8 protein-coding genes are annotated in these 13,078 nt (G+C 39.4%); 6 read left to right on the forward strand and 2 right to left on the reverse strand.

Annotated elements, in window-relative coordinates; translation table 11 throughout:
- Positions 1-251 precede the first annotated feature (251 nt).
- Positions 252-1,400, forward strand: a complete 1,149-nt coding sequence (locus Xets_RS17180) for a porin (RefSeq protein WP_222941636.1) — start codon at positions 252-254, stop codon at positions 1,398-1,400.
- A 44-nt stretch (positions 1,401-1,444) separates the two neighbouring features.
- Here the strand turns inward: Xets_RS17180 and rdgC are convergent, their stop codons facing one another.
- On the reverse strand, positions 1,445-2,356 hold the full coding sequence (rdgC, locus tag Xets_RS17185; RefSeq protein ID WP_099132681.1) for a recombination-associated protein RdgC: 912 nt from the start codon (positions 2,354-2,356) through the stop codon (positions 1,445-1,447).
- Between the two features lie 168 nt (positions 2,357-2,524).
- Here rdgC and mak point away from each other — a divergent pair, with 168 nt between their 5' ends.
- From mak to Xets_RS17210, 5 genes are all read left to right on the forward strand, one after another.
- Positions 2,525-3,433: a fructokinase gene (mak, locus tag Xets_RS17190; RefSeq protein ID WP_187652188.1), complete on the forward strand. Its 909-nt coding sequence runs from the start codon at positions 2,525-2,527 to the stop codon at positions 3,431-3,433.
- A 93-nt stretch (positions 3,434-3,526) separates the two neighbouring features.
- On the forward strand, positions 3,527-5,497 hold the full coding sequence (locus Xets_RS17195; RefSeq protein ID WP_187652205.1) for a bifunctional 2',3'-cyclic-nucleotide 2'-phosphodiesterase/3'-nucleotidase: 1,971 nt from the start codon (positions 3,527-3,529) through the stop codon (positions 5,495-5,497).
- A gap of 481 nt (positions 5,498-5,978) precedes the next feature.
- Entirely contained in the window at positions 5,979-7,613 is a 1,635-nt protein-coding gene (locus Xets_RS17200; RefSeq protein WP_187652189.1) for an ABC transporter substrate-binding protein, read from the forward strand.
- A 131-nt stretch (positions 7,614-7,744) separates the two neighbouring features.
- Positions 7,745-9,379, forward strand: a complete 1,635-nt coding sequence (locus Xets_RS17205; RefSeq protein ID WP_187652190.1) for an ABC transporter substrate-binding protein — start codon at positions 7,745-7,747, stop codon at positions 9,377-9,379.
- A 73-nt stretch (positions 9,380-9,452) separates the two neighbouring features.
- On the forward strand, positions 9,453-11,075 hold the full coding sequence (locus Xets_RS17210) for an ABC transporter substrate-binding protein (RefSeq protein ID WP_187652191.1): 1,623 nt from the start codon (positions 9,453-9,455) through the stop codon (positions 11,073-11,075).
- Between the two features lie 83 nt (positions 11,076-11,158).
- Here the strand turns inward: Xets_RS17210 and gltP are convergent, their stop codons facing one another.
- Positions 11,159-12,472, reverse strand: a complete 1,314-nt coding sequence (gene gltP / locus Xets_RS17215) for a glutamate/aspartate:proton symporter GltP (protein ID WP_099132447.1) — start codon at positions 12,470-12,472, stop codon at positions 11,159-11,161.
- Positions 12,473-13,078 lie beyond the last annotated feature (606 nt).

The following is a 13,078-nucleotide window of genomic DNA, read 5'->3' on the forward strand; positions in this document are numbered from 1 at the left end:
TTGAATTATAGGGGATATCCCTATAATGTGACCTTCTTCACAAGGTGGCATTTTTTGCTAATTATTGTTAGCAAAAGGTTTTGCTAGATCTTAATATCGTCATTGCTTGTTACAAATTTAACATTAAATTAACTAAAGCAAGTAAAATATTCCGCCCACCTGATTATTGACTATTCCAGAGCAAGTTGTTCTTGGGATAAGGATCTTTTGGCGGTGGCTCAATAATAACAAGTCCAATGAGGATTATTATGATGATAAAACGCAACGCACTCGCAATGGCAATTCCGGTACTGCTTATTACAGGGGCTGCAAATGCTGCTGAAATTTATAATAAAGATGGTAATAAAATAGATTTATATGGAAAGGCTGATGTTCAAAGAACATTCTCCAAATCAGACAAACAGTCTGGGGATGGTTCTGTCGGTCGTATCGGTATTAAAGGTTCAACCCAAATTACGGATACCCTAACTGGCTTCGGGCGCTGGGAATTCAACATGGGTGCCAATGGCACAGAAGTGGAGAGTGGAGCAAACACCAGAACTCGTTTGGCTTTCGCCGGGCTGAAATTTGGCGAATATGGTTCGCTGGATTATGGGCGCAATTATGGTGTGGTTTATGATGCCAACTCATGGACAGATGTATTGCCAGTATTTGGTGGTGATTCCATGGCCGCAACCGATAACTTCCTGATGGGGCGTTCAACAGGGTTATTAACATACCGTAATACTGACTTTTTTGGCTTGGTGAATGGCCTGAATTTTGCTTTGCAGTATCAAGCTAAAAATGATGACGGCACTAAAAATAGCCGTAGCGATGTTGCAAGACAGAATGGTGATGGTTTTGGTCTTTCCAGCACCTATGATTTTGGTAATGGCTTCAATATTGGGGCGTCATACGGCAACTCTAACCGTACTTCGGCACAGAAGTACGGTTCTGATGCAGCTAATGTTCTGGCAAAAGGGAATAAAGCCGAAGCATGGATCGTTTCTGCCAAGTATGACAAAGATAATGTCTATCTGGCGGCTATGTATGGTGAAACCCGTAACTTAACCAGATTTGGCAGTTCCGTGGATAGCTACACGATGTTTGCCAATAAAACCCAAAACATTGAGTTGACTGCTCAGTATCAGTTTGATTTTGGTTTGCGTCCCTCTGTCGCGTTTGTTTATTCCAAAGGTAAAGATCTGGGTAATGACCTGGCTGATAAGCGCATACAGACAGGCAAGGGAGCTGAAGATTTGGTGAAATATGTTTCAGTCGGTGCTTTCTATAATTTTAATAAAAATATGGGTACGTATGCTGAATATCAATTTAACTTATTGAAAGACAATGATTTCACCAAGAAAGCGAAGATTAGCACTGACGACGTCTTTGGTGTTGGTTTGGTTTATCGCTTCTAATTGTATCGAACTGCCTCAAGGGGGTTGAGGCAGTTCACTTGTGCTTACCTTTCGGCTTCGCCGCCGAGTGCATCAATCGTATTTTTGATTAGCGCACTGAGTTCTCCTGCCATTAAGGTAAAATCAGCATCGAATCGTTGGGCAACATCTTCACGATCAATATCATCATTTTGTTCACGTAAAGTTTCACTGAATTTAATGCGCTTGAAAGTGCCATCGTCTGACAGCATAAACTGAATACGTTCTTCCCAATCTAAGGCCAACTTAGTGACATATTTGCCGGATTCAATATGTGTCGCAATTTCGTCTGAAACCAAATCCTGTTTCTTACAGCGGATCACTCCACCTTCCTCCAGAATAGCTTTGAGTTCGGCTTCATCCATCAAAGCATAACCTGTAGGAAGATCACCTGAACGTACCCATTCGGTTAGCGTCAATTCAATGGGGTTGGTGAAAGTAAGAGGAACAACAGGTAATGATCCCAATGTTTTTCTCAGCAGTGCCAGATTATCTTCAGCTCGTTTTGCGCTAGCGACATCAACGATAATCAAATGGTTGACGGTATCGATCCAAATATAGGTTTGGCTGAAACGGCTGAATGCTCTTGGCAGCAGCGTATGAATGACTTCATCTTTTAGTGAATCTTTCTCTGTTTTTTTCAGTTTGCGATGTTGTTCACCCTCCAGGCGGGCTATTTTGGTCTGTAATTCCTGCTTAATCACCGGAGAAGGTAACATTTTTTCTTCTTTGCGCGCGCAGATCAGAATTTGATTGCCGGAAGCATGGGTTAATGCTTCACCGTGGGAACCCATTGGCGAAACCCAGCCAGTTTTCATCATATCCTGGCTGCCGCATGGGGTGAATGCCAATGGGCTTAATTGTTTTTCCAGTTCATCTGCCGAAAGTGAAATCTCTCGGTTTAAACGGTAAATTATTAAATTTTTGAACCATAACATGCAGTTACCCCATATTGTTGCGCATTGTGACAAAAGTCATCTTAAAACATAAGGGAGCATGATAACGAATCATGTGATGAAGCCCTAGAACTTCATTCGTTTCATATAATCACTGCCTTATTCTCATATAATAAAAAGCATCGTCCCGCTAAATAGGAAAAGTCAGTTATGCGTATAGGAATTGATCTTGGTGGAACCAAGATTGAAGTGATTGCATTAGGCGATCAGGGAGAAGAGTTATTTCGCAAACGGGTGGATACTCCCCGCAATGATTACCAGAAAACATTGGCTGCCATTGTTGGGTTGGTTATTGATGCGGAACAAGCAACCGGACAGCAAGGAACTGTAGGGATTGGCATTCCTGGTGCAATTTCGCCTTTTACCGGAAAAGTAAAAAATGCCAACTCAGTTTGGTTGAATGGCAAGATATTGGATAAGGATATAGCGGCTTTGTTGGGGCGTGAAGTGCGTATCGCTAATGATGCCAATTGTCTGGCGGTATCGGAAGCCACTGATGGCGCGGGGGAAGGGATGCCAATGGTATTTGCCGTTATCATTGGAACAGGTTGCGGCTCAGGCATTGCATTTGAGGGGCGGGTTCATGCCGGTGGCAATGGATTGGCAGGGGAATGGGGACATAACCCATTACCGTGGATGGATGAAGAAGATCGCGTGTATCAGGATGAAGTGCTCTGTTTTTGCGGTAAGCCAGGATGTACTGAGACATTTGTGTCAGGCACCGGATTTATGACGGATTACTTCCGCTTAAGTGGAATGCAGAAAAAAGGCAACGAAATCATAGAAGCGTTGGCACAGGGAGATGAGTTAGCGGAATTGGCGATGCGCCGTTATGAAAGGCGTTTGGCGCGAGCGCTGGCACAGGTGATTAATTTATTGGACCCGGATGTAATTGTACTCGGCGGTGGCATGAGCAATATTGATCGTCTTTACCAAACGTTGCCCGATTTAGTCAAAGAGTGGGTTTTTGGTGGCGAGTGTGCAACACCAATCAGAAAAGCCGTGCATGGGGATTCCAGTGGTGTGCGTGGTGCGGCCTGGTTGTGGCCTGTTTGTTGAAACGGCATATGATGATGCCCGTAGTGACAATCCGGCTTACAAAAATAAAAAACAGACCATTCTGGGAACAATTCTATAAAGGGGCATAGCATGATGAAGAATATGTTGAAAAGGAAGAACGTGTTGAGAATGTCAACCTTGGCAATGCTGGTGGCATTCAATGTGAACGCGGCAACCGTTGATTTACGGGTGATGGAAACCTCGGATATTCACGGTAATCTGATGGATTTTGATTATTTTAAAGATAAATCCACGGAGCAATTTGGTTTGGTTCGTACTGTGAATTTAATTAAGGCGGCCAAAGCGGAAGCAACCAACGCGATCTTGGTAGATAACGGTGATTTGATTCAAGGCAGCCCACTTGCGGATTACATGGTGGCAAAAGGATTGAAACAAGGGGAGGTTCATCCAGCTTATAAGTTGATGAATACTATGGACTATACCGTCGGTAACTTTGGTAACCATGAATTCAACTTTGGATTGGATTGCCTGAAACAAGCCATCGCCGGTGCTAAATTCCCTTATATCAATGCCAATATCATCGATGCCAAAACCGGCAAAAACTACTTTACACCTTATATTATCGTTGATACTCCAGTTAAAGATCGCGAAGGCAAAGAGCACACGATTAAGATCGGTTATATCGGTTTTGTGCCACCACAAATCAGTATTTGGGACAAAGCCAATCTCAATGGCAAAGTGGTTGTTAATGACATCACTGAAACCGCGAAAAAATTCGTCCCTCAAATGAAAAAAGAGGGCGCAGATCTGATTATCGCCATTCCACATTCCGGTTTTTCCCAAGATCCTTATAAAGCGATGGCAGAAAACTCGGTTTACTATCTGAGTGAAGTTTCTGGCATTAATGCCATTATGTTTGGTCATGCTCACGGCGTGTTCCCAAGCAAGGAATATACCGGTATCAAGGGTGTGAATGTCGCTAATGGAACGATTAATGGCATTCCTGCCGTCATGCCGGGGCAGTGGGGGGATCATCTGGGTGTTGTTGATATGGTGATCAATAACGACAGTGGTGAATGGAAAGTCGAATCTGCTAAAGCACAAGCCCGTCCTATCTATGACAAAGTCCATAAAAAAGCATTGGCTGAACGCGATAATAAACTGGTTTCCATCATCGAAAAAGATCATCTGGGAACTCGCGAATTTGTGAGTAAATTCATTGGTAAAGCCTCTGATAACATGTACAGCTATCTGGCTCTGATCCAGAGTGATCCAACCGTTCAGATCGTCAATGATGCGCAGGTAGATTATACCAAACGCTTTATTCAAGGTGATCCAAATTTGGATGGACTCCCTGTTTTAGCGGCAGCGGCACCTTTTAAGGCGGGTGGACGTAAAAATGCGCCGGCTGATTTTGTGGAAGTGGAAAAAGGTGATCTGACTTTTCGCAACGCGGCTGATTTGTACCTTTACCCAAATACATTGGTGGTAGTGAAAGCAACGGGGGCGGATGTGGTCGAATGGCTGGAGTGTTCGGCGGGCATGTTTAACCAGATTGATCCAAATTCCACCAAACCGCAAGAATTGCTGAACTGGGAGGGTTTCCGTACTTATAACTTCGACACCATCACGGGTGTTAACTATAAGATAGACCTGACTCAACCCGCTAAATACGACACCGATTGCCAGCTTATCAATAAAGGTGCGAACCGCATCAAAGATGTTACCTATCAGGGTAAGCCGATTGATCCAAAAGCCATTTTCCTGATCGCCACCAATAACTATCGGGGTTACGGCGGCAAATTCGCCGGAACCGGAGAGGATCATATTGCGTTTGCTTCACCGGATGAAAACCGCACCATTTTAGCTTCTTACATTTCCAGAATGACTAAAGAAAAGGGCGTAGTATCAACTCAGGCTGAAAATAATTGGTCATTCTTGCCAATCAAAACAGATAAAAAATTAGATATCCGTTTCGAAACTTCCCCAACAGAAAAAGCGGCGAAGTTCATTAAACAACACGCCCAATACCCAGTGAAGTACTTAAAAAATGATGATACTGATTTTGCCATCTACCAAATTGATTTGACAGAGAAAAAATAAAACTTACTGAACTTAATTATATTAATGCCTGCTCTTGTGCATAGCTAAAGGGTAGGCAACTGTTTGAACGTTAAGAGATAACAAAACGAATTATAAATATAAATGACTTCCGATTTCGATTGGTGCTGCATTGTTGGTCGGGTGTGTAACCAAGCCAGCCTATGATGCTGAAAATGTTGTGGATGTACGAGTTCTGGGCCTCGGGTTATTGATATCGGAACAAAATAATGTGACGGGGATAAAAGATAACGCAGATCGGCGTAGATAAAACCAATAGATCAAAGATACTGTAACGGTTGTTTGATCCAGATCAGAAATGCAACGCTAATTATTATGCGTTGCACTTTGGTATGAGAATAAATTTCAAATTACTCGAATATATTACTCAATATAGTCATTTTCATATCGGTAATAGTCATCAGGTAACAGTGATATATGTATTGATTATTTAATATTGAAAACAATTATGGAGACCAATAATATGCAGAAAATTCTGGTAAAGATAACAAAAAATAAAATAGCTAAAATATTTATCTGTTCTGTCAGTCTGATTCTGGGAAATATCACTTTCTCGTATGCTGCGATTGTTCCTCCCAATGTTCAATTGGCGGATAAGCAGGAAATTACCCGCAACAATTTTTCCGAACCTAGTTCTTTAGATCCGCATAAGTCTGAGGGAAGTAGTGAATTTGATATCTTGCGGGATTTTTTTGAGCGTTTAGTTGATACCGATAAAAAAGAAAATATTATTCCTGCTTTAGCGGAAAACTGGGAAACTAAAAATAATAAAACATGGATCTTCCATTTAAGGAAAGGGGTTAAATGGTCTGACGGTTCACCGATTACCGCCCATGATGTGGTTTTTTCTTTCCGGCGGCTGGTGACACCTGATACGATTTCTCCTTATGGTAGCTACTTGATTCAGGCTACTGTCGTGAACGCCCGTGATGTACTATCTGGTAAGAAAAAACCGCAAGAACTCGATGTAAAGGCGCTGGATGATGCAACGGTAGAAATTGTACTGGAAAGGCCAAAAGCGGGTTTTCTGCAAATGTTGGCGCATCCCGCAATGTCTCCTGTTAGTGAACAGGTTATTAAAAAATATGGCAATAAGTGGACTCAGCCTCAACATTTTGTCAGCAATGGGCCTTTTAAACTCTCTGCATGGGTAGTGAATGAAAAAATTATTGGTGTCAGAAATCACCATTATTGGGATGATAAAAATACCGTAATTAATAAAGTCACTTACTTGCCATTATCAGATTATAAAGCGGATCTAAACCGCTATATGACAGGAGAGATTGATATATCCAATGGAGGGCCATCGGAATTCTTGCCAACCGTTAAGAAGAAGTTTGGCGAGCAATTGCATGTTAGTCCCATAATGAGTGTTTATTATTATCTCTTTAATACACAAAAGTCGCCATTTAATGATGTTCGGGTCAGACAAGCGCTGGCTTTAGCACTGAATAGAAACATTATCACTGACAAGGTATTAGGCAACGGTCAAAAGCCCGCTTATGATGTCGTGTCTCCGGGCGCTGGAGGTATTTATTTAAAACCGCCTGAATATGCCTCATGGACACAAGACCAGCGCGTTGCCAAGGCTAAAATGTTACTGAATGAGGCGGGTTTTAATGAAAAGAATCCACTCAAATTTACCTTGCTATATAACACCTCCGATGCTCATAAAAAAATCGCCATTGCTGCCAGCTCGGCGTGGAAAAAGCATCTAGGTGTGGAAATCATTTTACAAAATCAGGAAACAAAAACACAAAATGATAGTATGGCTCAAGGCAACTTTGAGGTGACGAGATACGCATGGAATGCCGATTATAGTAGCCCGACCAGTTTCTTAGATATTTTTACATCAGGTAATACCAATAATCATACCCAATATCAGAATAAGGAGTTTGATCAATGGGTTTTAAAGGCGGATGAAACTAATGATCCAGCTGATTACCAACAAGCCATTGATATTCTCAATCAAGAAATACCCGCCATCCCCGTTTATTATTATGTCCGTGTAAAACTAGTCAAGCCTTATGTTGGTGGATTCCACGTGGACTCAATGGGAAATATCCCGACAAAAGATCTTTATATTATTAAGCACTAATTTTTTGATAAGTGATAAGAGCCTGTTGCAGTCGGCTATTATTACTTATCAAAGTTAATTGAAATTATAAGTTAAATAAAAATGGTAGAGTAGTGTAATAGTAAAAATAGTAATTAATGGAGAATCAAAATATGAAAAAAATCATGGCAGGTTTAATGAAAAATAAGCTCACCCAAATTCTTACCTGTTCGATGGGAATACTATTAACAAACATCACATTCTCTTATGCTGCCGTTGTTCCACCGGGAACACAATTAGCTGAAAAACAAGAAATTGTGCGTAACAATGGTTCTTTCCCCGCTTCTTTAGATGTACATAAAGTAGAAAGTAATGTTGAGTTGAATATTATCCATGATTTTTTTGATGGTTTGGTTTACACCGACAGAAAAGGTCATATCGAGCCCAGATTGGCTGAACGTTGGGAAACGAATGACAACCAAACCTGGCTATTTCATTTAAGAAAAGGCGCTAAATGGTCTGATGGCTCGCCGATTACCGCTCATGATGTAGTATTTAGCTGGCGACGTCTTCTTGATCCAGAAATGGGTTCGCCTTATAGCAGTTATCTTGGAACCGCCCACGTGGTTAATGCAAACGACATATTACTAGGCAAGAAAAAAGTGGAAGAACTTGGTGTGAAGGCGCTGGATGATTTCACATTGGAAGTGAAACTCGATAAACCCGTGGCTTATTTTTTGCAAATGCTAACCCATCCAATTTTGGTCCCGGTGAGTGAAAAAGCGGTTAAAAGATATGGTGACAAATGGACACATCCAGATGTTTTTGTTGGCAGTGGTGCATTTAAGCTATCTGAATGGAAAGTGAATGAAAATGTGATTGGTGTCAGGAATCCTCATTATTGGGATAATAAAAACACGGTAATTAATAAAGTGACTTATCTTGCTATCACATCAGAAAAATCGGATTTAAACCGCTATCTTGCCGGTGAAATTGATATGACTATGACCATTCCTTTGGATTCTTTTGCATCATTAAAGAAAACATTGGGTGATCAAGTTCATATTAATTCTATGCTCAGTACTTACTATTACGTGTTTAATACGCAAAAACCGCCGTTTAATGATGTTAGAGTCAGAAAAGCCTTAAGTTTAGCCATAGATAGAGATGTGATTGCTAATAAGGTATTGGGAATGGGGCAACTACCTGCTTATGATATTCTGCCCCCTAATATCGGTGGTATCACATTAACCCCGCCAGAATATGCCTCCTGGACACAAGAGCAGCGGGTAAAAAAAGCTAAGGAGTTGTTGAACGAAGCCGGTTTTAACGAGAAAAACCCGCTCAAATTTAACTTGCTTTATAACACGAGAGAATCTCATAAAAAACTTGCCATCGCTGTCACTTCAATGTGGAAACAGAACTTAGGTGTTCAAGCCAGCCTACAAAACCAAGAATGGAAAGTGATGTTGGATAATATGCACCAGAACAAGTTTGATGTTGTCAGATACGCATGGACAGCGGATTACAACAGCCCAATGTCTTTTTTGGATACTTTCCTGACAGGAAGCAGTCATAATATACCACAATATGCCAATAATGATTTTGATCAGACAGTCATTAAAGCAGGTGAAACCGATGATGTCGCTTATTACCAAAAAGCAATGGACATTTTTAATAATGATATTCCAGTGATCCCTATTTATTATTATGTCAGTAATCGTCTGGCGAAGCCTTATGTTGGTGGATTTTACGTTACCCCAATGGATTATATCTCGACAAAAGATCTCTATATTATTAAATATTGAATATCAATCAATTTGTTGTAGAAAAATGTCGGGTTGAAATATAAAAAATAAATACAGTTATGAAGGGTTGAATATGAAGAAAATAACGATAAATAAAAAGATAAAAGTTCTCTCTTTAGCTATCTCTGCCATGATTGGGAATATAGCAATATCTTATGCCGCTGTTATTCCTGAAGGAACAAAACTGGCCGCTAAGCAGGAAATTGTACGTAATAATGGTTCAGAACCCGCTTCATTGGATACACATAAAGTTTCAAGTGATGTCGAATTTAATATTATTAATGATTTTTTTGATGGTCTGATTCAGGTTAATAGTCAGGGCAATATTGAGCCAAGGTTAGCAGCCAGTTGGGAAACTAATGATAATAAAACGTGGATTTTTCATTTAAGAAAAGATATCAAGTGGTCAGATGGTTCACCTATTACGGCTCATGATGTGGTATTCAGTTGGCGGCGTTTGATTGATCCCGATACCGTTTCCCCTTATGGAAGTTATCTTGAGAATGCTGCTGTAGTGAATGCAAATCAGGTATTGACGGGTAAGAAAAAAACGGAAGAGCTTGGGGTAAAAGCGTTGGATGACAAGACGCTAGAGGTGAGGCTAGATAAACCTGTCGGAGATTTTCTACAGATGCTGACTCATCCTGTTATGTTTCCAATAAGTGAAAAGGCAGTAAAACAATCTGGTGATAAATGGACCAGGCCAGAAGTTTTTGTGGGAAGTGGTCCATATAAACTCGCTGAGTGGGTCGTCAATGAAAAAATAATCGGAGTCAGAAATCCTCTATATTGGGATAATAAAAACACAGTGATCAATAAAGTAACCTATCTTCCGCTCTCTTCAGAAAAAGCAGATTTAAACCGTTATCTGGCGGGAGAAATTGATATTACCAATACTATTGCCGCAGAATCTTTTCCATCGCTGAAGAAAACATTACCTGATCAGGTACGTATTTCTCCTAAATCTACAGTCTATTTCTATGAGTTTAATAATAAAAAACCGCCATTTAATGATGTCAGAGTCAGGCAGGCACTGAGTTTAGCCATAGATCGCGATATCATTGTGGATAAGATATTGGGACAGGGACAATTACCGGCATATATTATGCTCACGCCAAATATAGGAGGCTTTAATTTTAAACAACCTGATTATGCTTCCTGGACTCAGGAGCAGCGTATTGCTAAAGCGAAAAAGTTATTGAATGAAACTGGATTTAATCAAAATAACCCTCTTACTTTTAATCTGCTTTATAACACTCAGGAAGGACATAAAAAAATTGCCATTGCGGTTAGTTCAATGTGGAAGAAAAATCTTGGTGTAAATGCTGTTTTGCAGAATCAAGAATGGAAAGTGATGTTGGATAATATGCATCAGGGGAAATTTGATGTCATCCGGCGGGCATGGGTTGCTGATTATAATAGTCCGATGACATTTTTATCCATATTTTCATCTAATCAAGTCAAAAATACATCCATGTATGAAAATGTTGAGTTTGATAAATTAGTGGAAAAAGCAAGCAGTAATAATGCTAAAGATTATTATCAGCAGGCTTCAGATATTTTAGCCAAAGACTTACCTGCTATTCCAATTTATTTTTATGTGAACCATAATATGGTTAAACCTTATGTTGGCGGATTTAATATTAATACAAGAGGTGAATATTTCACAAAAGATCTTTATATCATCGAGCATTAATAACCGTAGTGGAGCGTGACATAGGTTAAAAGGAAAAGCAAGGATTGCTTTTCCTTTCAGGATAATACGACTAAAAATAAATGTTATTTAGAAATCAGTGATTCTTCATATTGCTTAGATTTTTGCTGATCAAATTGTCTCTCCCATTTAGCCACAACAAGTGCAGCGAGTGCATTACCTACTACATTTAATGCGGTACGAGCCATATCAAGAATTCGGTCAATCCCCGCGATGAAGGCTAAACCTTCTAATGGAATTCCCACACTTCCCAGCGTTGCCAACAGAACGACGAAAGAGACCCCTGGAACACCGGCAATTCCTTTTGAGGTAATAATCAATGTGAGGACAAGCGTAATTTCTTGCCAAAGCGATAAATCTATTCCATAGAGTTGGGCAATAAAAATGGCGGCGATACTCTGATACAGTGTTGAGCCATCGAGATTAAATGAATAACCAATTGGAATAACAAAACTGGTAACTGATTTTGACGCACCATATTGTTCCATTTTATCCATGATACGGGGTAATACTGTTTCTGAGCTGGCAGTAGAATAGGCTAACAGTAGTTCATCTTTGAGGATCTTAAAGAGCGTAAAAATGTTGATATCGCAGTAGCGGGCAATCAAACCAAGAATGACAATAGCAAAAAATAAAATTGCACAGTGAACTAAAATAACTAATTTTATTAATGGCAATAATGAGCTAAACCCGAAATTAGCTACTGTTACTGAAATCAACGAAAATACCCCGATTGGAGCATACATCATAATAATATGAGTAACCCTGAACATGGTTTCAGAGAATGTTTGTAATACCGTTAATAAAGGTTGTTTTTTTTCCTTCGGTAGTGATGATAAGCCTAAACCAAATAATACAGCAAAGAAAATGACGGGCAACATGTCGCCACTGGACATAGCAGCAAAAATATTATCAGGTACTAATGATAGAATAGTATTAATAATACCATGTGAATGATTTTCAACCTGCTGTGTTGTACGTTCATATTGAGATATATCTACTTGATGAAGAGTAGACATATCAATACCTACACCAGGTTTAAACGTATTTGCTAAAAAAATGCCTACAACGATTGCAATTGTTGTTACTATCTCAAAATAAAAAATTGTTTTTAAGCCTAGTTTTCCTAATTGCTTAGTATTACCAACACCGGCAATACCAACAACTAATGTTGAAATAACAATTGGGACAACAATCATCTTAATAAGCTGGATAAATATTTTCCCAGCAGGAGAAAGAACATTAACAATTAACCACTGTTTGTGTTCATTGTCATGTAAAACTGCTCCTACAATAATTCCTAATATAAGCGCAGCTAAAATTTGCCAGCCTAGCCCAAATTTAAATTTCTTTTTATTAACTGTTTCGGTCTTATTCATTAGACAACCTTATGTTTTTTTATTTCTTTACTCCTCTTTTTTATACAATAACCTTGACCTAAAGCACAATAAAAATTGCGGTAATCTTTTAAATAATATACAAACAATACCCGTAATTATTAAAGATGCTGATTTATTATTCAAATCAGCTCATGCTAGCGGCCATGAAAATTGATCTGACACTAACTCAGAAACAATCCCTTGAATTGATATATGATATGATTCGTGATGGGTGAGTAGCTATCTGAAAGGCTACTTCAATCGGGAAAAGGAACCTGTGGCCTACCTCATGATTGTTTTAAAACATTAAAATAATCTGTTAATTATTTTCTTTGCTATTTTGCAGTAATTTGAAAACTATTGTGCATAAATAAATACCTTTTCATAATAGTGAGCGACTAAGGTTAGTGGAGAGCTTGACTCCTTGCGCCGCAAGGAGTCAAGCAGTGTCCTATCATTTTGGAAAGCTATTTATATAGCTATAAATACAGTATTTCTTTATATTTCTAGATGGGAATTTTTAATCACTTTCGGGTGTATTTAAATAATCTGAATATATTAAATTGATTTTAAAAGAAAAATAAAAATGAATGTCAAATATCCATT

The sequence above is a fragment of the Xenorhabdus sp. TS4 genome, assembly GCF_014467265.1.
Taxonomy (GTDB): Bacteria; Pseudomonadota; Gammaproteobacteria; order Enterobacterales; family Enterobacteriaceae; genus Xenorhabdus; species Xenorhabdus ehlersii.

Coding starts and splice junctions, on each gene's coding strand:
- Xets_RS17180 (WP_222941636.1), top strand. CDS start 252: ATGATAAAACGCAACGCACTCGCAATGGCAATTCCGGTACTGCTTATT.
- rdgC (WP_099132681.1), bottom strand. CDS start 2,356: ATGTTATGGTTCAAAAATTTAATAATTTACCGTTTAAACCGAGAGATT.
- mak (WP_187652188.1), top strand. CDS start 2,525: ATGCGTATAGGAATTGATCTTGGTGGAACCAAGATTGAAGTGATTGCA.
- Xets_RS17195 (WP_187652205.1), top strand. CDS start 3,527: ATGAAGAATATGTTGAAAAGGAAGAACGTGTTGAGAATGTCAACCTTG.
- Xets_RS17200 (WP_187652189.1), top strand. CDS start 5,979: ATGCAGAAAATTCTGGTAAAGATAACAAAAAATAAAATAGCTAAAATA.
- Xets_RS17205 (WP_187652190.1), top strand. CDS start 7,745: ATGAAAAAAATCATGGCAGGTTTAATGAAAAATAAGCTCACCCAAATT.
- Xets_RS17210 (WP_187652191.1), top strand. CDS start 9,453: ATGAAGAAAATAACGATAAATAAAAAGATAAAAGTTCTCTCTTTAGCT.
- gltP (WP_099132447.1), bottom strand. CDS start 12,472: ATGAATAAGACCGAAACAGTTAATAAAAAGAAATTTAAATTTGGGCTA.